This is a genomic window from Stenotrophomonas sp. Pemsol, from assembly GCF_003586545.1.
Classification (GTDB): domain Bacteria; phylum Pseudomonadota; class Gammaproteobacteria; order Xanthomonadales; family Xanthomonadaceae; genus Stenotrophomonas; species Stenotrophomonas sepilia.
Window position 1 is genome coordinate 2525163 of sequence record NZ_CP025780.1, and the last position, 23110, is coordinate 2548272.

Sequence of the window (23110 nt, forward strand, 5' to 3'; positions counted from 1 at the left end):
GCCGCCCTTCGGGGCGGCGGTTCCATTTCAGGCACTGCCTTTTCCACAGGCAGCTGCCACTGCATTCCGAGGTTGCAATGAAGCGAACCCTGTTGCTGGCGGCCCTGGCCAGTGTTTCCCCGTCCCTGCACGCCAAGCCCGAAGCTCCGACCATTGAGCAGATGGCGGCCTTCCCCGCCATCTCCAGCCTGTCGCTATCGCCGGATGGCCAGCACATCGCCGGCCTGCGCGCCAATGGCGAAGAGCGCGTGATCGTGGTGTGGCGCACCGATGCACTGGACAAGCCGCCAACGGTGATCGGCGCCAACCGCATGAAGTTCCAGAGCGTGTCGTTCATCAAGAACGGGCAGCTGGCGGTGGTGCTGTGGCAGCCCTACGACCTGCGCGCGGACCGGGTGACCAAGACCTTCGTCAGCAAGTTCTTCATCACCGACATCGAAGGCAAGCAATGGAAGGAGCCGATCACGCCGCCACGTGCCAGCAGCCGCAGCGAGGAGCTCGAGCAGGCCCTGGCCAACGCCACGGTACTGGACACCCTGCCCAACGATCCGGACCACATCCTGGTGGTCAACGGCAGTGGCAGCAGCTCCGGTGACGTCTACAAGGTCGACCTGCGCAACTTCACCTCGCAGCGCATCCAGAAGACCGAAGAGCGCGTGGCCGGCTACATCACCGACCTCGACAGCGAGCTGCGCGCACGCCTGCGCCAGGATGTCGACGGCACCGGTGCCTACGTCGCCACCGAGTTCCGGTCGCCCGCCACCGGTACCTGGGAAGAGCACTTTCGCTCCTATGTGAAGAACCGCGACGTCAACCAGGTGATCGGCTTTGCCGACGACCCGAACATCGCCTTCGTGCTCAGCAATGTCGGCCGCGACAAGGCGATCGTGTATGAGTACGACATCAGCGCGCGCAAGCAGAAGGAAGTGCTGTTCGAGCACAAGCTGTTCAACGCCGGTTCGATGCTGATCAACCGCTTCCGCAAGGGTGCGGTGCCGTTCGGCGAGATCATGGGCATCGGCTACGCCGGTCCGCGCGGTGACGACATGCAGTGGACCTCGCCGCGCATGAAGGCGCTGGACCAGGGCCTGCGCCAGGCCCTGGGCATCACCCAGGAACCGCTGGCGATGGTCGATACCGCCAACGGCCAGCGCTTCACCGCCAACTACGATACCGGCGTGAGCCTGCGCATCGTCGACTACACGGCGGACCTTTCCAACGTGCTGGTCGTTACCTCCGGGCCTTCCAATCCGCCCGAATACCACCTGCTGCACAACGGCAAGCTGACCCTGCTGGCGAAGACCTACCCGCAGATCCAGCCTGCCGCGCTGGGCCAGACCCGGCTGGTCTACTACAAGGCACGCGACGGGCTGGACATTCCTGCATTCCTCACCACGCCCAGCACCGAGCTGTGCGGCGCCGGCCCCTGGAAGGCGGTCGTGCATCCGCACGGCGGGCCCTGGGCGCGCGATGGCATGGACTTCGATGGCTCGATGTGGGTCCCGCTGATGGCATCGCGCTGCATGGCGGTGCTGCGCCCGCAGTTCCGTGGCTCGGCCGACTGGGGCCGCAAGCTGTGGATGGCCGGTGACGCCGAGTGGGGCCAGAAGATGCAGGATGACAAGGACGACGGCGCGCAGTGGATGATCGACCAGAAGATCGCCCGCCCCGGCCACATCGCCATGTTCGGCTTCTCCTATGGCGGCTATTCGGCGTTTGCGGCCTCGGTCCGCCCCAACGGACTGTACAAATGCGCCATTGCCGGCGCCGGCGTCTCGGATATCAAGAAGATCTGGTCGCGCTTCTATACCAACCCATTCTTCCGCCAGGCCCAGGCCCCCACGGTGGCCGGCCTGAACCCGGTGGACAAGGCCGGCGAGATGAAGATCCCGTTGATGGTCTACCACGGCGATCGCGACCGCACGGTGCCGATCGAACAGTCGGAGTGGTTCGTGAACAAGGCGAAAGGTTCCGGCCAGCCGGTCGAGTTCCACGCCATCGCCGACTACGCCCACGGGCCGGCCTGGACGCGCCGCATCATGGCCGACCAGTTGCAGCTGATAGACGACTACCTGGGCAAAGGCTGCGGCGGCGGCGGCCTGTAAGCGTTACCGGCCTACAGCAGGGGCGCCCGGCGGGCGCCCTTGCACGTTCTGGCCCTTGCGCAGGGACATGACCTTCGACACCCTTGCAGGTCTGGCCAGCGGCGTATCGTTCGGCCCACGGTCGCACCTGCGGCCACTCCCTGACTCACTCGGCCTGGAGGCCATTCAAGTGACCCGTACTCCCAAGATCGTGCTGCTGACCCTGGCCGTTTCGGCCGCGCTGGTCGGCTGCGGCAAGACTGAAACCCCGGCCAAGGACGCCGCCGCCTCCGCCCCGGCCACCGCCGAAGCCACCACCTATAAGCTGGACGAGAGCAAGCTGCCGGCCTACAACGCCTTCCAGCCGAGCGACCTGGACACTACCAAGGACGCCTGCACCGCCTTTGGCGACTACGTCAACAGCAAGTGGCTGGCCGCCAACGAAATCCCGGGCGACCGCACCAGCTGGGGCGCGTTCACCATCCTCGACGAGCGTTCGGTGGCCGTGCAGCACCAGCTGGCCGAACAGGTCGCGCAGGTCAAGAATCCGAACCACATCGAGAAGATCGTCGGCGACCTGTGGGCCACTGGCATGGACGAAGCCAAGATCAACGCACAGGGCATCGAGCCGCTGAAGGCCGACCTGGCGGCGATCGACGGCCTGCAGGACAAGGCGGCGATCGCCAACTACCTGCGCACCAGCGCCGCCAAGGGTGACAACGTCCTGTTCGGCTTCGGTGCCGAAGCCGACTTCAAGAACTCGGCCATGAACATGGCCTACGCCAGCCAGGGCGGCCTGGGCCTGCCGGATACCACCTATTACACCGATGCCAAGAACGCCGACAAGCTGAAGGCCTACCAGGCGCACGTGGCCAAGGTGCTGGAGCTGTCCGGCGTCGCCGCGGCCGACGCGGCCAAGCAGGCCGAAGACGTGGTCAAGTTCGAAACCCGCCTGGCCAAGGCCTCCAAGTCGCGCGTCGAGCTGTCGCGCAACGTCGAGCTGTACTACAACCCGGTCACCCTGGCCGACGCCGACAAGCTGACTCCGAACTTCAGCTGGACCGAGTTCTTCAAGTCGCAGGGCGTGGCCGCGCCGGAGAAGTTCTCGCTGGCCATGCCGGCCTTCCATGAAGAAGTGAGCAAGGCGCTGGGCGATACCGACCCGTCGGTGTGGCGCGCCTACCTGCGCTTCCACACCGTGGACAGCGCCTCGCCGTACCTGGCTGACGCCTTCGTGCAGGAGAACTACGAGTTCTACGGCAAGACCCTCAACGGCCAGAAGGAACAGAAGCCGCGCTGGAAGCGCGTGCTGGGCACCATCGAGAACGATGCCGGTGAAGCCTTCGGCCAGCTGTACGTGAAGGTTGCCTTCTCGCCGGAAGCCAAGGCGAAGATGGAAGAGCTGGTGAAGAACCTGGCCGCCGCGCTGAAGGAACGCATCCAGGGCCTGAGCTGGATGAGCGAGGAAACCAAGGCCAAGGCCATCGCCAAGTGGGAGACCTTCACCCCGAAGATCGGTTACCCGGACAAGTGGCGCGACTGGTCGGGCCTGCAGACCCAGCGCGACAGCTTCCTCGGCAACGTGCGCGCGGCCAACGAGTTCAACTACAAGTTCAACCTGTCCAAGATCGGCAAGCCGGTGGACAAGACCGAGTGGGGCATGACCCCGCAGACCGTCAACGCCTACTACAACCCGCTGCAGAACGAGATCGTGTTCCCGGCCGCCATCCTGCAGCCGCCGTTCTTCGATCCGAAGGCCGACGATGCGCTGAACTACGGCGGCATCGGTGCGGTGATCGGCCATGAAATGACCCACGGTTACGACGACCAGGGTGCACGCTTCGGGCCGACCGGCAACATGGAAGACTGGTGGACCCCGGCCGACAAGAAGAACTTCGAAGGCCTCACCGGCAAGCTGGTCAAGCAGTTCGACCAGTACAAGGTCGACGGCCAGGCGGTGAACGGCCACCTGACCCTGGGCGAGAACATCGCCGACCTGGGCGGCCTGGCCACCGCCTACGACGCGCTGCAGAAGGCCACCGCCGGCAAGGAAGATGCGAAGGTCGATGGCTTCACCCGAGACCAGCGCTTCTTCTTCAACTGGGCCACCGTGTGGCGCACCAAGTACACCCCGGAAAACGCCAAGGTCCGCCTGGCCACCGACCCGCACGCCCCGGCGCAGTTCCGCGCCATGGGTGCGCCGTCGAACCTGCCGACCTTCGCCGCCGCGTTCCAGTGCAAGGCCGGTTCGCCGATGGCCCGCAGCGGCGAGCAGCAGGTGGTGATCTGGTAACCCACGGCTGACGTTGCGGCGTACCTGCAGAGGCCCGGGAATTCCCGGGCCTTTGTTGTTCACAGCGCCCGTCATCCACGCATGGCCCACGCCGTTGGTAGATGCCGACCTTGGTCGGCGCACGGCTCGGCGGAGCCACCGTGATGCGTGCATGCCGCGCCCATGCCCGGCTTGCTATAGTGCGCGCGCCCTCAATCCATCACGGATTCGTTCCACATGCCCAACTTCCGTCCGCTTGCCATCGCCCTGGGCATCAGCCTGGCGACTCTGGTCCCGACCCACGATGCGTTTGCCGCCGCCAAGAAGAAGGCCGCACGCGCCCCGGCCGTCAGCGCCCAGTGCAGCGACTTCTACGACGCCACCAATGCAGGCTGGCTGAAGGCCAACCCGGTGCCGCAGACCGGTGCCACTACCGCGCTCGGCCAGCTGGTCGACCGCAGCCGCCAGCAGCAGCGCGACCTGCTCGACGCCGCGATGAAGTCGCCGCAGGGCAATGTGCAGAAGCTGCTGGGTGACTTCTGGGCCAGTGGCCTTGACGAAGCCGCCGTGGAGGCGGACGGTTCCAATCCGATCGCCCCGCTGCTGACCCGCATCAACGCCATCAAGAAGGCCAAGGATGTGCCGGCGTCGATCGCCGCGCTGCACCAGGTGGGCATCCCGGTCGCCTTCAACTTCGGCCCCGACGTCGACCTGAAGGCACTGGACCGCCACATCGGTTACTTCATGCAGGGCGGCATGGGCCTGCCGGATCCTGCGTTCTATACCCGCACCGACGCCGACACCGTGGCGCTGATGGGCCGCTACCGCAACTACGTCAAGCAGATCCTGGCGCTGACCGGCACCCCGGCGGCCAAGCTGGATGCCGAATCGCAGGCGGTAATCGCGCTGGAGACCGAGCTGGCGCGCAACGCGCAGTCGCTGGCCGGCATCAACAACCCGTTCAACAACTACGCGCCGATCTCCACCAAGGAGCTCAACAGCCGCTACCGCAATCTGCAGCTGGACGCTTTCCTGAAGGCACAGGGCGTGGATGACGACCTGGTCTCGCTGGCCGATCCGGGGCTGTTCAAGCAGCTCGATGGCATGGTCACCAAGCTCAAGCCGGACCAGTGGAAGGCCTACCTGCGCTGGCGCGTGGGCGATTCGATGGCGCCGTACCTGTCCAAGGCCTACCGCGACGCCGAGTTCGAATTCCGTGGCCGCGTGCTGCGCGGCGAAACCCTGCCACCGCAGCGCTGGGAAAGCGTGCTCGATGCGATCAACGTGGCCGCCGGCCCGATGGTCGGCCGCGAATATGCCGCGCGCTACCTGTCCGCCGAAGATCGTCGCCAGGCGGCGTGGATCGTCGACAAGCTGCGCGAAGTGCAGATCGAAGCGGTCAAGAACAACAGCTGGATGAGCGCCGAAGCCAAGGCTGAAGCGCAAGCCAAGCTGGCTGCGCTGAAGATCGAGATCGGCACGCCGCTGCGCGACCTGGACTACAGCGTGCAGCCGATGGGGCGCGGCTCGTTTGGTGGCAACATGCTGATTGCTTCGACCTGGCGCCACCGCGAGGAAATGAAGCGCATCGGCAAGGGCAATGCCGACCGCCGCTGGGACGTGCTGCCGCAGCAGCCGTCGCTGGCCTACGACCTGGCGCAGAACCGCCTGATCGTCACCGCCGCGATCCTGCAGGGCCCGGTGTTCAACGCCAAGGCCGACGCCGCCGACAAGTTCGGCAGCTTCGGTGGCCTGGTCGGCCATGAGCTGACCCGTGCGATCGATGCCAAGGGCGCGCTGGTCGATGCCAAGGGTGAGCTGCGCAGCTGGTGGACACCGGCCGACAAGACCGCCTGGACCCTGCTCGGCAATCGCGTGGCCGCGCAGTACAGTGCCTACGACTTCCCGGGCGTAAAGGGTGCCAAGGTCAACGGCACGCTCACCCAGGAAGAAAACCTGGCCGACATCGCCGGCCTGGAACTGGCATGGGCGGCGTATGCCGCGCAGGAGCCCAAGGCCAAGCAGGCACAGCAGCAGGGCTTCTTCCGCGCCTGGTCGACGCTGTGGGCACAGCAGCTGTCGCCGAACGAGGCCGCACGCCGCCTGACCGCCGACATCCGCGCACCGGGCCTGTGGCGCAGCAACGGCACGCTGGCCAACCTGCCGGCGTTCGGTGCCACCTTCAGTTGCAAGGCCGGGCAGCCGATGCAGCGCAGCGAAGCCGACCAGATCAAGGTCTGGCGCTGAGCCCGCTGCCGCACTGGTAGTGCAAAGGGCGCCTTCGGGCGCCCTTTTTTTGCGGGTGCAGCACGATCCGGGGTTAACACCGGGCGTGCTATCGCTGCGGCTTCGTCCAACGTGGAGCCGGACATGGCACACAAGAACACGATCTGTATCTGGTACGACAACGGCGCGCTCGAGGCCGCCACCTTCTATGCCAGCCTCCTGCCCGACAGTGCGGTGACTGCGGTGCATCACGCACCCGGCGACTACCCCGACGGCAAGGAAGGCAACGTACTGACGGTCGAATTCACGGTCTGCGGCATCCCCTGCGTCGGCCTCAACGGCGGCACCGCGTTCAAGCACAGCGAAGCCTTCTCCTTCCAGATCCAGACCGAGGACCAGGCCGAGACTGACCGCTTGTGGGACGCCATCGTCAGCAACGGCGGACAGGAGAGCCAGTGCGGTTGGTGCAGGGACCGATGGGGCATTTCCTGGCAGATCAGCCCACGCATGTTGATCGAAGCGGTGACCAGCCAGGACAAGGCACTGGCCAAGCGCGCCTTCAATGCGATGATGCCGATGAAGAAGATCGACATCGCCACCATCGAAGCGGCAATCCAAAAAGGGGACGGAGGGGATTAAGTCGTTTCTTCCCCCCTGTGCGCAGATGCGGATTGCGACTTAGTTCCCTCCGTCCCCTTTTTTCGAGGTGCTGATGTCCTGGGATGCGATCATCATCGGTGGCGGCCACAACGGCCTGGTCTGCGCGGCCTATCTCGCACGCGCTGGCAAGAAGGTGCTGGTGCTGGAACGTCGTGGCGTTCTCGGCGGCGCGGCGGTCACCGAGGAATTCCACCCCGGGTTTCGCAACTCGGTGGCGTCCTACACGGTGTCATTGCTGCAGCCGAAGGTGATCGACGACCTGCAGCTGCATGCGCATGGGCTGCGCATCATCAATCGCCCGGCCAACAACTTCCTGCCATTGCCGGACGGCCGCTACCTGCTGTCCGCACCGGGCCGCACCCAGGCCGAGGTCGCGAAGTTTTCCGAGCGGGATGCGCAGCGGCTACCCGAATACGAAGCGCGCCTGGAGATCTTCGCTGATGTGCTGCGCGCCTGGGCCCTGCGCGCGCCCCCGGACTTGGGCGTGGCGGGTGGTTGGCGTGCGCTGCCCGCACTATGGCAGATGGGGAAGCTCGGCCGCGAACTGGCAACGCTGGACGCGCCGCATCGCCAGGAACTGCTGGACCTGTTCACGCTGTCGGCCGCCGAGTACCTGGACCGCTGGTTCGAAAGCGAGCCGATCAAGGCGCTGTTCGGCTTCGATGGCATCGTCGGCAACTACGCAAGCCCCTATACACCGGGCAGTGCCTACGTACTGCTGCACCACGTGTTCGGCCAGTGCAATGGCATGAAAGGTGCGTGGGGCCATGCGATCGGTGGCATGGGCGCGATCAGCCAGGCCATCGCCACTGCAGCGCGGGAGGCCGGGGCTGAGCTGCGCGTGGATGCCGGTGTGCAACGCCTGCTGATCGAGCAGGGTCGTGTCGTGGGCGTGGCGCTGGCCAACGGCGAAATCCTGCGCGCACGCGCGATGATCGCCAACGTCAATCCAAAGCTGCTGTACGAGCAGATGCTGGCACCGGAGCAGGTACCGGACGCAACGCGCGAACGCATGGCGAACTGGCGCTGCGGTTCGGGCACGTTCCGGATGAATGTCGCGCTGTCGCAGCTGCCGGACTTCCGCGCTCTGCCCGGTCCCGGCGATCACCTCAGCGCCGGGATCATCATGGCCCCCAGCCTGGATTACATGGACCGTGCCTGGCTGGATGCGCGTCGCAATGGCTGGTCACGCGAACCGATCGTGGAAATGCTCATTCCCAGCACGCTGGACGATTCGCTGGCGCCGCCCGGGCAGCATGTGGCCAGCCTGTTCTGCCAGCACGTGGCGCCCGTGCTTCCCGGTGGGCGTCACTGGGATGATCATCGTGAAACGGTGGCCGATCTGATGATCGCCACCGTTGAACGGTATGCGCCGGGTTTCGCTGGCAGCGTACTGGGCCGCCAGGTGCTGTCACCGCTGGATCTGGAGCGCACCTTCGGCTTGATCGGCGGCGACATCTTCCACGGAGCGCTCAGTGCCAACCAGTTGTTCTCGGCACGGCCGATGGTTGGCCAGGCTGGCTATCGTGGTGCCCTGCCCGGCCTGTATCTGTGCGGGTCGGGAACACATCCCGGGGGCGGCGTGACCGGCGCGCCAGGTCACAATGCGGCGCAGGTGGTGTTGCAGGATCTCTGAAGGCGTGCCACCCAAGGTTGGCACCTACCCCGCGTGGGAGAAGGCGTGCCGACCAACGGTCGGCACCTACAGCGTCAAATGATCCTTCGGATCATTTGACGCTGCGCAGATGGTTCGGGCGCTTCGGTGGGCCGGGCGGTCGGCGCTTGTTGAACGGCGGCTGCCCTCGCCAGTAACGGATCAGCAACCAGCCGAACAGCATGCCGCCGAGGTGCGCGAAGTGGGCCACGCCCGGCTGCAAGCCGGTCATGCCCAGCACCAGTTCGCCCACGCCGAACAGGATCACGAAGGTACGCGCCTTCATCGGGATCGGCGGGAACAGCAGCATCACCCGCTGGTTCGGGAACAGCATGCCGTAGGCCAGCAGCAGGCCGAACACGCCGCCAGAGGCCCCCAGCACCGTGGCCGGGTTCTCCAGCAGCGTACCCACCAGCAGCTGGCAGACACCGGCACCGGCCACGCAGACCAGGTAATACAGCAGGAAGCGCTTTTCGCCCCAGGTCTGCTCCAGCGGCGCGCCGAACATGAAGACCGCCAGCATGTTGAAGAACAGATGCATGAAGCTGCCATGCAGGAAACCGTAAGTCAGCAGCTGCCAAGGCTGGAAGTTGCCGCCCGGCGAGAACGCATCGAAGCCTTGCTGCAGCGGTTGCAGCATGAACGGCTCGAAGGTCTGCATGCCGAGCAGGAACGGCTGCTGCAGCAGGAACAGGATCGCGTTGGCGATCAGCAGGGCCTTGGTGACGGTTGGCAGACGCGGGAACATGGGAGCACCGGCATGGAACGGCCTCCATCATAGCCGCAGCACCGCGCCTTGTTGGCGACCGGCAGGTCCGGCCTGTTCAGTCGCCAGCGATGCTCAGCCCGGGCCCCAAACGGCAGCATCCAGCACAACCGCCGGATCGGTCGTGGGCATCCGCACCCGGCCGTTCTCAACCACCACGCCCTCGGCACGCAGCCGCTGCGACTGCTCGCGCCAGCCCGCCGACCCTTCTTCCATGGCGATGCGCCCATCCGAGCGCAGCACGCGGTGCCAGGGCAGGTCCGGGTCGTCGTTCTGGCCCAGGATGCGCGCGGTCAGGCGCGCACGCCCGGGCAGGCCCGCGCGCATCGCCACCTGGCCGTAGCCCATCACCTGCCCCGCCGGGATCGCGCGGATCACCGCCAGGATGCGCGCACGCGCCTGCTCCGGCGTCAGCGCCGCAGGCGGGTCACCAGCAGAACGCCGATCAGCACCAGCACGGTGCCGGCGATCTGTGCCGGCCCCATCGGTTCGTCGAGCAGCCATAGGCTCATCACGATGGTGGAAACAGGGCCCAGCATACCGACCTGCGCGGCCAGCGACGAACCCACGCGCTGCACCGCCAGCATGATCGCCAGCACCGGCAGCACCGTGCACACGGTGGCATTGACCAACGACAGCCACTGCACCGGTGCCGGTGCCTGCCACAGCAGTGGCAGCGGATGGGTCACCGCGAAGTGCAGCAGCACCAGCACGCTGGCCACGCAGCTGGCGTAGGCGGTCAACCGCACCGCGCCGATGCGTGCCACCACCTGCCCGCTGCCGAACAGGTACAGCGCGTAGCTGAGCGCACTGCCCAGCACCAGCAGGCTGCCGACGATGATCTGCCCACCTTCGCGCTGCAGATCGTGGCCAAAGGCCAGCAGCACGCCCAGATAGCTCAGCACCAGCGCGCCGATCTGCCAGCGGCCCGGCCGCTGCCGTGCCAGCAGCACGTTGATCAGCAACACCAGGGTCGGGTTCAAGTAAAGAATCAGCCGCTCCAGGGTCACGCTGATGTACTGCAGGCCCTGGAAATCGAGCAGGCTGGACAGGTAGTAGCCGGTGAAGCCCAGCCACAGCACGCGGGCGCGGTCGGCCCAGGACAGCGGCTCTGCCCGGCGCGCAGCCCACAGTGCCATCAGCACGAACAGCGGCAGCGCCATCAGCATGCGCAGGGCGAGCAGCGAGGTGGCATCGACGCCATGACGCAGGCCGAGCTTGACGATGATGGCCTTGCCGGAGGCGGCGATGGCGCCGATCGCGGCCAGGCCGATACCCCCCAGCGCGATGCGCGGGGAAGCCGTAGCGATGCGGGAAGCGGGAGTGGACATCAGGACGACGGCGGGCCGCGCAGAGCGCCCCGGTAAGGCGTGGGGGCGACCATTGTCGCACGGGCGCCCCCGGTGCCCTGTAGAGCCGAGCCTGCGCTCGGCTTCGCCAAGCCTGGGCGAAAAGGAGCCGAGCGTGGGCTCGGCTCTACAACTGCGGGCTCAGCGCATCAGCACCACTTCCTCGGCCGAGGTCGGGTGGATCGCCACGGTGTCGTCGAACTGGGCCTTGGTCGCGCCCATCTTCACCGCCACCGCGAAGCCCTGCAGGATCTCGTCGGCCGCTTCGCCCAGCAGATGGATGCCAACAACCCGTTCTTCCTGGCCCGCGCACACCATCTTGAACAGGCTGCGCTGGGTGCCGTTGGCCAGCGCCTGCAGCATCGGGCGGAAACGGCTGTGGTAAACGCTCACCTGGTCAAAACGCGCGCGCGCTTCTTCTTCGCTCATGCCCACTGCACCCAGCGGCGGGTGCGAGAACACCACGCTGGCCACGTTCTCGTAATCCATCTTCGATTGCGGACGTCCACCGAACAGGCGGTCCATCAGCCGCCGTGAAGCGGCCACCGCCACCGGCGTCAGGCCGACCTTGCCAGCGATGTCGCCCACCGCGTGCACGCTCGGCACAGAGGTGGTCTGCCATTCGTCCACCTCCACCTGCTGGTGCTCGCCGATGCCGATGCCGAGCGCTTCCAGGCCCAGGTCGCGACTGTTGCCGCGCCGGCCGGTGGCGAAGAACACTGCATCGAACACGCTGTCGAGCGGGCCATCATGACCGAACGCACGTACGCGTTCGCCATCGCGCTGCAGTTCGCGCAGGCGATAGCCGAAATGGATGCGCACGCCCTGCTGCTTCAGGTTCTCGGCCAGCTGATCGGTCAGCTCGTAATCGAAGCGATCCAGCAGCCGCTGGCCGCGCACCAGCAGGCTGACCTTGCTGCCCAGTGCCTGCAGCAGGCCGGCCAGCTCCACCGCGATGTAACCGCCACCGATGATCGCCACCTCGGCCGGTGCCGCACGCAGATCGAAGAAGTCATCGGAAACCAGGCCCAGTTCAGCGCCGGGAATATCCGGGCGCAGCGGATGCGCGCCGGTGGCGATCAGGATGTGCTCGGCGCTGTAATGCACGCCGTCACTGCAGGCCACGGTATGCGCATCGAGCAGACGTCCGCGCGCAGGGATGCGCACCACGCCGGTTTCATCCAGGCGCTTGCGGTAGCTGGTGTGGATGTTGGTGATGTAGGCCTGGCGATGGATCACCAGCTCCTTCCACGACAGCGCCGGGCGTGCCTCGACATCGAAGCCCATCGCATTGGCCAGGCCGATGCGCTCGTGCAGGTCGGCCGCCAGCCACATCGCCTTCTTCGGCACGCAGCCAACATTGACACAGGTTCCGCCCAGTTCGCCCGGTTCCAGCATCGCCACGCGCTTGCCATGCTGTGCTGCGCGGATGGCGCCGGCCAGGCCGGCGGAGCCGCCGCCAAGGACGATCAGGTCGTAATCATAAGGTGCAGTGCTCATCGGAATCGCTCGGGTCGGTAAGGGGCAGGATCGATCGCTGGCGTGCGGCCGCAGACGAGATCGGCGATCAGCTGGCCGGTGCCGGCGCTCATGCTGATGCCGAGCATGCCATGCCCCGCTGCAAGCCAGACGTGAGGGTGCGCGGGCGCGCGGCCGATCGGCACAGCGCATGCGTGCCCATCGCTCACCCCTGCTCCGTCCCGCGCCGCATCGATGGCCACTGCCGATAGGTCATCGCACGCCATATCCACTCGATCGGGCCGAAGCGGAAATGGCGCAGCCACAGGTGCGAGAAGACCACCTGCGCGGCAAACAGCAGCAGCGCGAACAACAGCTGCACGCTGCGCGGCATCGTCTCGAACCTGCCCAGGCCATACTGGTAGAAGGTCCAGGTACACAGCAGCGACTGGCCAAGATAGTGGGTCAGCGCCATGCGCCCGACCGGTGCCAGCCAGGCCAACCGCGCACGCCAATGCACGATCCACGCGAGGTAACCCAGGCACATCGGCAGGCCACCGATCGTCACCAGCGCCATCGCCGCCGTCGCCGGCAGGCCGTAGGCACCCGGCGCCAGATAGGGCTTCCAGGCAACACCCAGCAGCGTGACCACAAGGCCCAGCGGCAGTGCCCCCCAACGCAGCACTGCGTACAGCCGCGGAAAGCGCTCCGGCGTCGCCAACGCGCCACTGCCGGCGAACCAGCTGCCGATCAGGAACATGCCCAGCACTTCCGGGCCGGTGATCAGCAGCGCGCCCATCGAGGTGCCGAACTCGCTCAGGCGCTGCACAGTGGCCTGCGCCCAGCTGCCCTGCCCGTACACCTGCCGCTGCAGGTCGATGCTCTGCTGCGCCTCGGCAAGCATGCCCCGCACCTCTTCGGTCGAAGCCATCGACACCATCGCGCCCACCAGCAGCATCAGCGCAACGCCGCCCAGATAGACGGTCACGCCCATCCACGGCAGCCAGCTGCGCGGCGCCTCCCGGCAGGCCAGCAACGGCAACGAGACCAACGCGTACATCACAAGGATGTCGCCGGACCAGACCAGCAGCGCGTGGCACAGGCCGATCAGCAGCAAGCCAGCGCTGCGGCGCAGATAGAACGGGGTGAAGTCGCGCCCGGCGGCCTCAGCGCGCTGCGCCATCACCGCGAAGCCGGCGCCGAACAGCAGCGAGAACAGGGTGAAGAACTTGCCCTGCACGAACACGTACACAAAGGCATCGGCCCAGTAGTCGATGCCCTGCCAATGCACGTCGATGCCGGTGAAGGCCAGGTCCAGCGGTCCGCTGAAGGCCTCGATGTTCATCAGCAGGATGCCCAGCAGCGCGGCACCGCGCAGCACGTCCAGCACGGCGATGCGTTCGCCGGAAGCGACCGGCTGCAGGGAAGGAGAAGCGGCGTTCACGGGGCGTCCGTCAGGCAGGTCCGCCATTATGCCGCCGGCCCGTACGCCATGGATGGCCGCGCCGTGTTCCAGAAACGCAACGGCCCGCCGAAGCGGGCCGCTGCATCCATCACGATCGCGCTGCGATCAGTGCTGGTGACCACCGTCGCCGTGGACGTGGCCGTGGTCGATCTCTTCCTTGCCGGCTTCGCGCACGTCGACGATCTCGACGTCGAAGTGCAGGTCCTTGCCGGCCATCGGGTGGTTCAGGTCGACGTCGACGACGCTCATGCCGACCTTCTGCACGGTCACCGCACGCGGGCCGAAGTTGGTCTGCAGCACCACCTGCTGGCCCGGGGCCAGCTTGGTGTTGCCGAAGTGCTTCTTCGGCACGCGCTGGGACAGGCCTTCACGACGCTCGCCGTAGGCATCGGCCGCCTTGACGTCGACGTTGAAGGTCGCGCCGGCTTCCTTGTCCATCATGGCGTTTTCCAGGCCCGGGATGATGTTGCCGTGGCCGATCAGGATCGCCAGCGGCTCGCCGCGGTCCTTGGACGACTCGATCGGCTCCTGGCCGACTTCGGAAACGGTGTAGTGGAAGCGGACAACGCGGTCTTTTTCGATCTTCATGCGCAACTCTGTCTGGATCTGCCGGAGGCAGGCGGGTTGGGGCGGGTTGTCGCCCGGCGGGGACGCCGCCATCATGACGGCCAATCCAAGGTGGCGCATTATCCGGAGATCATGCACATCACGCCAGTTTCGTCCGGCCCGCGCCGGTTCCTCGCCCCGGCCCTGTTGCTGGCCCTGCCCGTGTTGATGACCGCCTGTGGAGGCAGCAAGTCCACCCGCCCGGCGCCGCCGCCGCCGACGGCGAACTGGCCGAAGACCGTGCCGGACAACCCCGAGGCCGCCAACTCGGTGCTGATGCGGGCCATCAGCCTGGTCGGCACGCCCTACCGCTATGGCGGCAATACCCCGGATTCGGGCTTCGACTGCAGCGGCCTGGTCGCCTATGTCTATCGGGAAATGCTGGACCTGCGACTGCCGCGCACCTCGCGCGACCTGGCCGCGGTACAGGGCCCGAAGATCGATCCGCAGCGCCTGGCCACCGGCGATCTGGTGTTCTTCGGCAGCCGCGGCAGCGTCACCCATGTCGGCATCTATGTAGGTGAGGGGCGTTTCGTGCACGCGCCGAGTACCGGCGGAACGGTACGCCTCGACTCGCTCAGCGGCCCCTACTGGAAAGACCACTACACGGGGGCGAAACGCGTCCTTCGCTAAAATGAACAGGCGATATGTTCAAAAATGTGACGAAAATCACTACCGCAATAACGTTTTACTAACGGAATTTTTAACTTATCGGCGCTTTTACAGGGCATGATGCCCCATCGTTTTTTTCCTGTGACCGACGCGTGACGACTGACGACCTGAAAAGCGAAGGCCAGACTTCCGTATCTTCACGCAGTGCCCGCCCGTTGTTGCTTGGCCTGGCACTGTGCCTGACCAGCCTTCCGGCCTGGTCGCAGACCGCTCCGAACCGTTCCGATGTGCCCCCGGCCCCGGTGGCCGAGAGCGCCGCCCGACCGGCCGCCAAGGCCGAGGCTGCCGCTCCGCAGCGCAGCCGCGTCGATGCCGCCGCCAGTGCCACACTGGCCGCCCTGCTGCCGCACCTGGCCGCCAACGACACCATTCCGCTGATGGACCGCTCGGCCGTGGTGGCCGGCGACCTCAGCCGCCTGCTCGCCAATTACGACACCAGCAGCGCCGCCAATGGCAGCGTTGTCGGTACCGCCGCCGACAACGGCAAGGTGCAGTCGCTGCTGCGCCGCGCGATGACCCTGCTGGGCACCCCGTACCGTTGGGGTGGCAGCAACCCGGACAGCGGTTTCGACTGCAGCGGCCTGGTCGGTTATGTGTTCCGTTCGGCCCTGGGCATCGAGCTGCCGCGCGTCTCGCGCGAGATGGCCCACGATGACAACGCCGAACTGATCAACGATCGCACCGCGCTGGCCGCAGGTGACCTGGTCTTCTTCGGCCGCAAGGGCCGCGTCGACCACGTCGGCATCTATGTCGGCGACGGCCGCTTCCTGCACGCACCGAGCTCCGGCAAGGACGTCCGCGTGGACACCCTGCTCAGTGGCTACTGGGGCAACAAGTTCATGCAGGCCCGCCGGGTCGACCTCTGACCCGCTGGCGCTACGGCGCCGCCTGATGCGAGAAGCCGCTGCCCCGCAGCGGCTTTTTTGTTTGCGCCCCCGGTAGGTGCCGACCTTGGTCGGCATCGCGCCGCCTGCCCTGGTGGGTGCCGACCGTTGGTCGGCACTGCCTCCATCCACGCATGGCGTGGATCTACCAGGACCCGCCTTGGCCGCCACCGCGCCAACCAGCTCCCAAACAAAAGGCCCGCCGGTCAGGCGGGCCTTTCATCTCCACGCAACCTCAGCTGCGTGGCGGGGTCGGGTCAGGATCGTCCACGCCCACATTGCTGGACGGATTGTCATACACCGCCTGGTCGAGCAACCCGGTCTCCTTGGCCACGAGCACCGGCACCAGCATCTGGCCGGTCACATTCGTCATCGTGCGCATCATGTCCAGGATGCGGTCGATGGCATACAGGTAGCCGATGGTCTCCAGCGGCAGATTGGCTGCGCTCAGCACCACCGTGGCCATGATCACCGCAGTACCCGGCACGCCGGCGGTGCCGAAGCTGCCCAGCACCGAGGCGATCAGCACCACCACGTACTGCTCCGGGGTCAGCGGCACGCCGCTGTACTGCGAAATGAACACCGCGCACAGCGCCGGATAGATCGCGCCGCAGCCGTCCATCTTGATGCTGGCGCCCAGCGGCACCGCGAACGAACCGTAGTCCTTGTTCACGCCCAGGTTGTGAGTGATCGAACGCAGCGCCACCGGCATCGCAGCGAAGCTGGACGAGCTGACGAACGCAACCTGCATGCCCGGTGCGGCGCCACGGAAGAACTTCAGCGGGTTCAGGCCATGCGCCAGCAGCAGCGCGCTGTAGACCACCACGATGTGCAGCGCACAGGCCACGTACAACGCCAGCACGAAATGGCCCAGCGGCAGCAGCTTCTCGAACCCATAGCTGCCGACCAGGCCTGCGATCAGGCCGAAGGTGCCGATCGGGGTGACTTCCAGCACGAAGCGGGTCACCTGGATCATGATGTCGCTCATCTGGCCAACCAGCTTGCGCGCCTCGGTCACCTTCTCGCCCAGCTTGACGATGGCAAAGCCCACCAGGCCGGCGAAGAAGATCACCGGCAGGATCGAGCCGCGACCCGCAGCCAGCACGGTCTCACCGGCCGCGTTGACCTTGGTGCCGATGCCGGACAGCGCATAGAAGACATTGGCAGGCACCACGTCCAGCAGCACCTGCACCACGCTGGGCACTTCGCGCGGCACGTAGTTGCTGGCCATCGACAACTGCAGGCCACCCGCGCCGGGCTGCAGCACCGTACCCACGGCCAGGCCGACACACACTGCCAGCGCAGCGGTAATCACGAACCACAGGAAGGTGCGCCCACTGAGCGCGGCCACGGACTTCTGCCCGTGCAGCGACGAGATCGCGTTGATGACCGCGAAGAACACCAGCGGCACGGCGATCATCTTGATCAGGGTGACGTACAGCTCACCGAGCGGGCCAAACCACGTTTCCGCGGCCGGGCCGAGCGCCCAGCCGGCCAGCGCGCCGAGCACGAAGCCACCGACCACGCGCTGCCAGAACGGAATCCGCAGCCAGGCAGAGACCAGCTTCATAGGCAATCCAGAGGGGAAGGAAGGGATGCTGGCACGATAGCCCAAGGCAGCCCGCAGAACGACCGCCCGGCCGGCAAATCAGTGTGTCATCGGCGTGCCTTGCTGGGGCGGGCATAATGAATGTCCCGTTACAGTTTGTGAGATCCCAGCGTCCATGCGTCGTTCCGTCTCCCTGTTGGCCGCCTGCGCCACCACCTTTCTGCTGGGCGCCTGCGCCAGCTCCGCCCCCGCGTCCGCCCCGGCCGGCCTGAAGGTCGCCGTCGATCCCGTCGCCCATCCGGCCGGCGAGACCCCGCAGTGGTGGTACCGCAGCGGGGCCGCCCAGGCTGCGGCCAATGGTGCGATGTCCGGCAAGGCCAAGAACGTCATCCTGTTCCTCGGTGACGGCATGAGCCTGACCACTGTGGCCGCCTCGCGCATCTACGAGGGCCAGCGCAAGGGCGGCTCCGGCGAGGAGAACCTGCTGTCCTGGGAACGCTTCCCGGCCACGGCGTTCAGCAAGACCTACAACACCGATTCGCAGACGCCTGATTCGGCCGGCACCATGACCGCCATCACCACCGGCGTGAAGACCCACATGGGCGCGATCGGCGTCAGTGCCGGAAGCCGCACCGACTGTGCCGACAGCCTGTCCAAGGGCCTGCTGACCTGGCTGCAGCTGGCCGACAGCGCCGGCCTGGCCACCGGCGTGGTCTCCACCGCACGCCTGACCCATGCCACCCCGGCTGCCACCTACGCGCACTCGCCCGAGCGCAACTGGGAAAACGACACCGACCTGACTGAAGCGGCCAAGGCGGCCGGCTGCAAGGACATCGCCCAGCAGCTGCTGTCGACCTCGCGCTATGGGCGCGGCCCGCTTGTCGCCCTTGGTGGCGGCCGTGGTGAGTTCACCACCGTGGAAGAGCGCGACCCGGAATACGACGACAAGGTTGGCCAGCGCCTGGACGGCCGCAGCCTGGTCCAGGAATGGCAGCAGGCGCATCCGCAGGGTGCCTATGTCTGGAACAGCAAGCAGCTGGCCGCGGCCGCCAATGCGCCGGCCATCCTTGGCCTGTTCGAACCGGACCACATGCGCTACGAGTACGAGCGCCCGCAGGATCCGGGCGGTGAGCCGAGCCTGGCCGAACTGACGGCTGCAGCGATCAAGAACCTTTCCAGGCACCCGGAAGGCTACGTGCTGATGATCGAAGGCGCGCGCATCGACCACGCCAACCACAGCGGCAATGCCTACCGTGCACTGACCGAGACCGTGGCGCTGTCCGATGCGGTGCGCGTGGCCAACGAGCTGACCTCGGCCGACGACACCCTGATCATCGTCACCGCCGACCACTCGCACACGCTGAACTTCGTCGGCTACCCGGCACGCGGCAACCCGATCCTGGGCAAGGTGAAGGACAAGGGCGGCGAAGACGGCGCCGGCAAGCTGGACTACGCCCTGGACGGCACCGGCCAGCCGTACACCACGCTGAGCTACGCCAACGGCCCAGGCCACACCGGCAGCAGCAACCAGCAGCCGGCCGGGCCGAAGCGCTACCCGCACAACCCAAGCAGCTTCGAACCGGCCAACGGTCGCCCGAACCTGCGCGAGGTCGACACCGAGCATCCGGACTACATGCAGGAAGCGCTGGTGCCGATGAAGTCCGAATCGCATGGTGGTGAGGACGTCGGCATCTGGGCACGTGGCCCGGGCAGCAAGGCGATCCGCGGCACGCTGGAACAGAACGCGATCTACCACATGATCGTGCAGGCCACCCCGGCCCTGCGCGAGCGCCTGTGCCAGGCCGGCACCTGCGATGACAAGGGCGTCCCTGTGCAGTTGCCGGCACCGACGGCCTTCGAACGCAAGGCCGAGGCCAAGTGATCGCGCGGCAGGCCCGCCCTGCCCCTGCCAGCGGCCGCTTTGCGCGGTCGCTGGCAATGCTTGGCGTGCTGGTCAGTGCCAATGCACAGGCACAGGCACCGGCATGCAAGCTGCTGACCGACGAACACGGGTTGTGGCCGCTCCCCAACTGCGAGGTGGTCGATCACCGGCTGAAGATCAGCGCCGATACGCTGAAGGACCTGAACTACGACGACCACGGCCTGGCCGTGGTGTATGCCGACCAGGGCTTCCACTACGTCGACCGCACGGGCCACAGCCTGCCGGTGCTTACCTGGGACAACGGCCCGGAAACTCCGCAGGAAGGCCTGCTGCGCGCACGCGTCGGCCACCGCGTGGGCTACTTCGACCTGAAGTTCCGCCAGGTGGTGCCCGGCACCTTCGATTTCGGGTGGCCGTTCCAGGACGGCGTGGCCGAGGTCTGCAACGGCTGCCGTCGCGGCACGCCGGATGCCGATGGCCACACGCCGATGGAAGGCGGAGAGCGGTTCCGCATCGACCGCTCGGGCCGCCGGGTGAAGTAGGGTTTCGGCAGGGCTGCGCCCTGCACCTGCCGAAGCCGAAGCCGAAGCCAAATCAAGATCAAAAGCGGCTCTGGTTTTCTGTGAGTTGGGCGGGGCGGTGTGGCTGGTCAGGACACGCCGTAAACCCGTCCTTGGGGGCTCGATGGCGCCATCCATGGCGCCAACGGTCCTGCCCACCCACACCGCCCCACCCCCGACAGATTTCCGGTGACGGTTGGACCGTCCACGCCATGCATGGATCAGATCTGTCAGATATCGAATTGAATCCGGGGGTCAGATCCGTTTTCCTGCGGAAAACGGATCTGACCCCATCAACATGTCCAACAGACCGCAGGAAACTGTCGAAGGCGGGGTGGGTCCGGTTGCGGGGGCGTGAGCCGCATGGATGCGGCGACCGAGCTACATGGACGTACTTGCAGCGTCCCCCGCAACCGGACCCACCCCGCCATCCCTCAGCAGACCAGCTGTTGCTGTTGCTGTTGCTCTGGCTCGTAGCGGGTGCAGGGCGCAGCCCTGCCAAGCAAACCCCACCCTATACTTGCCGCCGTGACTGCCTTCCCTGCCCTCGTTCCGCTGGATGCGCCGCTGCTGGTGGGTTACAGCGGCGGTGTCGACTCGACCGTGCTGCTGCACTGGCTGTGGCGCTGCGCACAGGCCTCCGGCACGGCGCTGCGTGCGGTGCACGTACACCATGGCCTGCAGGCCGATGCGGACGCCTGGGTGCTGCATTGCCAGCAGCAATGCGCGGCACTGGGCATTGAACTGGCCGTGCATCACGTGCAGGTCGACAAGCGCGCGGGCCTCGGTCTTGAAGGCGCGGCGCGGCAGGCACGACGTGCAGCGTTCGCCGCCGAACTGCGCGACGGCGAAACGCTGGCACTGGCGCAGCACCAGGACGATCAGGCCGAGACCTTCCTGCTTCGTGCCCTGCGCGGATCCGGCGTCGATGGCCTTGCCGCGATGTCCGCACACAGCCGCCTTGGCGAACAGCCTCTATGGCGGCCGCTGCTGGCGGTGCCACGCAGCGCACTGCTCGACTACGCGCGGCAGCACGCGCTGCGTTGGATCGAAGACCCCAGCAATGGCCACGACCACGCCGATCGCAACTTCCTGCGCCTGCAGGTGCTGCCGTTGCTGCGCCAGCGCTGGCCGCATGCGGCTGCGGCATTGGCGGGCAGCGCAATGCACTGCGGGCAGACCCGTGCTCTGCTGGACGAGGAAGACGCCGAGCTGATCGCGCACCTGGAAGTGGCACCACGCGTGCTTTCGCTGCAGCTGCTGCGCCAGGTGTCACCGGGGCGTGCCGCGCGCGTGCTGCGCGCCTGGGTGATCGGCCACGGTGCCGCCCCACTGCCGGCCACGGTACTGCAGCAGGGTCTGCACGAACTGCTGCCGGCCAGCAACGATCGCCAGGCGCGGCTGCGCTGGCACGAGCATGCCATCCAGCAATGGCGCGAGCACGCCTATCTGCTGCCCGCGCAGCTGCCATCGCTGCCCCGCGGATGGCAGGCCGAATGGGATGGGCGTGCCCCCCTGCCGCTGCCCGATGGTGGCCAACTGCGCCTGCAGGGCGCCGTGGCCTTCGAACGCCCGCTTCAGGTCCGTGCGCGCGTGGGCGGCGAGCGCATCGTGCTGCCCGGTCGCCCGCATTCGCATGCACTGAAGGACTGCCTGCAACGCGAGCACCTGGCCCCCTGGCGGCGCGCCCAGCTGCCGCTGATCTTCGATGGGCCACAGTTGCTCGCTGCCGGCGACGTGGTCATTGCGGCCCCTCTGCAAGCCTGGTTGCAGGCCCAGAATGCTCAGCTGCAGTGGCGTCCCGGCGGCTGGTGAATTGACCCCCGCGCGCAGCCCGTCCACACTTGCCGCATGGCCAAGAAGTCCCCCGAAAACGCCTCCCCGGTCGCCCAGTTCGAGCAGTCGCTCGAATCGCTGGAACAGCTGGTGGAGCAGATGGAAACCGGCGAGCTGAGCCTGGAAGCCTCGCTCAGTGCTTACGAACGCGGCGTCGGTCTGTACCGCCAGTGCCAGCAGGCGCTGGAACGGGCCGAACTGCGCGTGCGCCTGCTCAGCGATCCGGCGCAGCCGGAAGCATCCGAGCCTTTCGATCCGCCCAGCCATGACGGCTGAGGTTCTGTTCGCGCGCTGGCGCGACCGTATCGAAAGCCAGCTCGACGCCGCCCTGCCCTCGCCCGCCGAAGCACCGCAGCGCCTGCACCAGGCCATGCGCTATTCGGTGCTGGGCGGTGGCAAACGCATGCGACCGCTGCTTGTGTACGCCAGTGGTCATCTGTTTGGCGCGCAGCCTGAACGCCTTGACGCAGCGGCGATGGCCGTCGAGCTCATCCACGCCTATTCGCTGGTGCACGACGACCTGCCGGCCATGGACGACGACGCGCTGCGCCGCGGCAAGCCGACCACCCACATCGCCTTCGACGAAGCCACCGCGATCCTGGCCGGCGACGCCCTGCAGACCCGTGCCTTCGGCCTGCTGGCCGATGCGCCGCTGCCGGCCACGCTGCGCGTGGCCTGCCTGCAGACCCTGGCCCACGCCTCCGGTGCCTCCGGCATGTGCGGCGGCCAGGCGCTGGACATCGATGCCACCGGCCAGCAGCAGACGCTGGCGGCACTGACCCGCATGCATGCGCTGAAAACCGGCGCGCTGATCCGCGCAGCGGTGCGCATGGGGGCGCTGTGCGGCCAGGCCCACGAACCACAGCTGGCCCAGCTGGACGGCTTCGCCGACGCGCTCGGCCTGGCCTTCCAGGTCCGCGATGACATCCTCGATGTCGAAGCCAGTTCCGAACAGCTGGGCAAGACCGCCGGCAAGGACCAGGCGCAGGACAAGAGCACCTTCCCCGCGCTGCTCGGCATGGACGGTGCGAAGGCGCAGCTGCGCGAACTGGCCGCACGCATGCAGGCTACGTTGGCCGGCCATGGCGAAGAGGCCGACGCGCTGCGCGCGCTGGCCACGCTGGCGGTGGAACGCGATCACTGATCGCTGGCGTGATGCTGCCGCCAAACAGGAACGCCCGGCAATG

General features: G+C 66.9%; 19 protein-coding genes and 1 pseudogene. 12 read left to right on the forward strand and 8 right to left on the reverse strand.

Translation table 11 applies throughout. The features are described 5' to 3' along the window. The first annotated feature begins 77 nt into the window (after nucleotides 1-77). The 5 genes from PEM_RS11765 (at nucleotide 78) to PEM_RS11785 (ending at nucleotide 8878) form a co-directional block, all read left to right on the forward strand. Nucleotides 78-2105, forward strand: a complete 2028-nt coding sequence (locus PEM_RS11765; RefSeq protein ID WP_057495920.1) for a prolyl oligopeptidase family serine peptidase — start codon at nucleotides 78-80, stop codon at nucleotides 2103-2105. A 169-nt stretch (nucleotides 2106-2274) separates the two neighbouring features. Continuing rightward, entirely contained in the window at nucleotides 2275-4377 is a 2103-nt protein-coding gene (locus tag PEM_RS11770; protein WP_111127003.1) for a M13-type metalloendopeptidase, read from the forward strand. 216 nt (nucleotides 4378-4593) lie between these two features. Further along, on the forward strand, nucleotides 4594-6603 hold the full coding sequence (locus tag PEM_RS11775) for a M13 family metallopeptidase (protein WP_005418018.1): 2010 nt from the start codon (nucleotides 4594-4596) through the stop codon (nucleotides 6601-6603). Between the two features lie 123 nt (nucleotides 6604-6726). Further along, nucleotides 6727-7221: a VOC family protein gene (locus PEM_RS11780; protein WP_111126968.1), complete on the forward strand. Its 495-nt coding sequence runs from the start codon at nucleotides 6727-6729 to the stop codon at nucleotides 7219-7221. Between the two features lie 73 nt (nucleotides 7222-7294). Beyond that, complete coding sequence (locus PEM_RS11785) at nucleotides 7295-8878, forward strand: NAD(P)/FAD-dependent oxidoreductase (protein ID WP_111127005.1); 1584 nt, start codon at nucleotides 7295-7297, stop codon at nucleotides 8876-8878. A 91-nt stretch (nucleotides 8879-8969) separates the two neighbouring features. Here the strand turns inward: PEM_RS11785 and PEM_RS11790 are convergent, their stop codons facing one another. The 7 genes and pseudogenes from PEM_RS11790 to PEM_RS11820 all read right to left on the reverse strand — a co-directional run bounded on the left by PEM_RS11790 (nucleotide 8970) and on the right by PEM_RS11820 (nucleotide 14522). Beyond that, a complete protein-coding gene (locus PEM_RS11790; RefSeq protein WP_065179176.1) occupies nucleotides 8970-9644 on the reverse strand; it encodes a rhomboid family intramembrane serine protease in 675 nt (224 codons plus the stop codon). A 93-nt stretch (nucleotides 9645-9737) separates the two neighbouring features. Further along, the gene (locus PEM_RS11795; RefSeq protein WP_231109047.1) at nucleotides 9738-10076 is read right to left on the reverse strand and encodes an MGMT family protein; all 339 of its coding nucleotides are present in this window, start codon (nucleotides 10074-10076) and stop codon (nucleotides 9738-9740) included. Beyond that, nucleotides 10073-10993, reverse strand: a complete 921-nt coding sequence (locus tag PEM_RS11800; protein ID WP_005418025.1) for a DMT family transporter — start codon at nucleotides 10991-10993, stop codon at nucleotides 10073-10075. The genes PEM_RS11795 and PEM_RS11800 overlap by 4 nt, the downstream gene beginning before the upstream one ends. A gap of 159 nt (nucleotides 10994-11152) precedes the next feature. Further along, a complete protein-coding gene (gene gorA / locus PEM_RS11805; RefSeq protein WP_111126970.1) occupies nucleotides 11153-12511 on the reverse strand; it encodes a glutathione-disulfide reductase in 1359 nt (452 codons plus the stop codon). Continuing rightward, a pseudogene (locus tag PEM_RS11810) lies at nucleotides 12508-12669 on the reverse strand (amino acid dehydrogenase); the annotation flags it as partial. The pseudogene PEM_RS11810 and the gene gorA, both read right to left, overlap by 4 nt. A gap of 26 nt (nucleotides 12670-12695) precedes the next feature. Continuing rightward, nucleotides 12696-13940 carry a DUF418 domain-containing protein gene (locus PEM_RS11815; protein WP_005418032.1) on the reverse strand — a complete coding sequence of 415 codons (1245 nt, stop codon included), beginning with the start codon at nucleotides 13938-13940 and terminating at the stop codon, nucleotides 12696-12698. A gap of 99 nt (nucleotides 13941-14039) precedes the next feature. Beyond that, complete coding sequence (locus tag PEM_RS11820; RefSeq protein ID WP_005418041.1) at nucleotides 14040-14522, reverse strand: peptidylprolyl isomerase; 483 nt, start codon at nucleotides 14520-14522, stop codon at nucleotides 14040-14042. Nucleotides 14523-14633: 111 nt separating this feature from the next. Between PEM_RS11820 and PEM_RS11825 the strand changes: the two genes are divergently transcribed. Continuing rightward, entirely contained in the window at nucleotides 14634-15173 is a 540-nt protein-coding gene (locus PEM_RS11825; RefSeq protein WP_111127007.1) for a C40 family peptidase, read from the forward strand. 197 nt (nucleotides 15174-15370) lie between these two features. After that, nucleotides 15371-16078 carry a C40 family peptidase gene (locus PEM_RS11830; RefSeq protein WP_227836959.1) on the forward strand — a complete coding sequence of 236 codons (708 nt, stop codon included), beginning with the start codon at nucleotides 15371-15373 and terminating at the stop codon, nucleotides 16076-16078. Between the two features lie 253 nt (nucleotides 16079-16331). Here PEM_RS11830 and PEM_RS11835 read toward each other — a convergent pair whose 3' ends face one another. Further along, nucleotides 16332-17666: a dicarboxylate/amino acid:cation symporter gene (locus PEM_RS11835; protein WP_065179181.1), complete on the reverse strand. Its 1335-nt coding sequence runs from the start codon at nucleotides 17664-17666 to the stop codon at nucleotides 16332-16334. Nucleotides 17667-17820: 154 nt separating this feature from the next. Here PEM_RS11835 and PEM_RS11840 point away from each other — a divergent pair, with 154 nt between their 5' ends. The 5 genes from PEM_RS11840 (at nucleotide 17821) to PEM_RS11860 (ending at nucleotide 23067) form a co-directional block, all read left to right on the forward strand. Next, on the forward strand, nucleotides 17821-19527 hold the full coding sequence (locus PEM_RS11840) for an alkaline phosphatase (RefSeq protein ID WP_032954372.1): 1707 nt from the start codon (nucleotides 17821-17823) through the stop codon (nucleotides 19525-19527). Beyond that, nucleotides 19524-20069: a WG repeat-containing protein gene (locus PEM_RS11845; RefSeq protein WP_111126972.1), complete on the forward strand. Its 546-nt coding sequence runs from the start codon at nucleotides 19524-19526 to the stop codon at nucleotides 20067-20069. The genes PEM_RS11840 and PEM_RS11845 overlap by 4 nt, the downstream gene beginning before the upstream one ends. Before the next feature lie 546 nt (nucleotides 20070-20615). Then, entirely contained in the window at nucleotides 20616-21902 is a 1287-nt protein-coding gene (gene tilS / locus PEM_RS11850) for a tRNA lysidine(34) synthetase TilS (RefSeq protein ID WP_162911593.1), read from the forward strand. Nucleotides 21903-21938: 36 nt separating this feature from the next. Next, complete coding sequence (locus PEM_RS11855; protein WP_111126999.1) at nucleotides 21939-22199, forward strand: exodeoxyribonuclease VII small subunit; 261 nt, start codon at nucleotides 21939-21941, stop codon at nucleotides 22197-22199. Further along, entirely contained in the window at nucleotides 22189-23067 is an 879-nt protein-coding gene (locus PEM_RS11860; RefSeq protein ID WP_119706106.1) for a farnesyl diphosphate synthase, read from the forward strand. The genes PEM_RS11855 and PEM_RS11860 overlap by 11 nt, the downstream gene beginning before the upstream one ends. Nucleotides 23068-23110: the final 43 nt, after the last annotated feature.

Coding starts and splice junctions, on each gene's coding strand:
- PEM_RS11855 (WP_111126999.1), top strand. CDS start 21,939: ATGGCCAAGAAGTCCCCCGAAAACGCCTCCCCGGTCGCCCAGTTCGAG.
- PEM_RS11835 (WP_065179181.1), bottom strand. CDS start 17,666: ATGAAGCTGGTCTCTGCCTGGCTGCGGATTCCGTTCTGGCAGCGCGTG.
- PEM_RS11800 (WP_005418025.1), bottom strand. CDS start 10,993: ATGTCCACTCCCGCTTCCCGCATCGCTACGGCTTCCCCGCGCATCGCG.
- PEM_RS11785 (WP_111127005.1), top strand. CDS start 7,295: ATGTCCTGGGATGCGATCATCATCGGTGGCGGCCACAACGGCCTGGTC.
- PEM_RS11790 (WP_065179176.1), bottom strand. CDS start 9,644: ATGTTCCCGCGTCTGCCAACCGTCACCAAGGCCCTGCTGATCGCCAAC.
- PEM_RS11815 (WP_005418032.1), bottom strand. CDS start 13,940: ATGGCGGACCTGCCTGACGGACGCCCCGTGAACGCCGCTTCTCCTTCC.
- gorA (WP_111126970.1), bottom strand. CDS start 12,511: ATGAGCACTGCACCTTATGATTACGACCTGATCGTCCTTGGCGGCGGC.
- PEM_RS11765 (WP_057495920.1), top strand. CDS start 78: ATGAAGCGAACCCTGTTGCTGGCGGCCCTGGCCAGTGTTTCCCCGTCC.
- PEM_RS11840 (WP_032954372.1), top strand. CDS start 17,821: ATGCGTCGTTCCGTCTCCCTGTTGGCCGCCTGCGCCACCACCTTTCTG.
- PEM_RS11825 (WP_111127007.1), top strand. CDS start 14,634: ATGCACATCACGCCAGTTTCGTCCGGCCCGCGCCGGTTCCTCGCCCCG.
- PEM_RS11780 (WP_111126968.1), top strand. CDS start 6,727: ATGGCACACAAGAACACGATCTGTATCTGGTACGACAACGGCGCGCTC.
- PEM_RS11860 (WP_119706106.1), top strand. CDS start 22,189: ATGACGGCTGAGGTTCTGTTCGCGCGCTGGCGCGACCGTATCGAAAGC.
- PEM_RS11820 (WP_005418041.1), bottom strand. CDS start 14,522: ATGAAGATCGAAAAAGACCGCGTTGTCCGCTTCCACTACACCGTTTCC.
- PEM_RS11775 (WP_005418018.1), top strand. CDS start 4,594: ATGCCCAACTTCCGTCCGCTTGCCATCGCCCTGGGCATCAGCCTGGCG.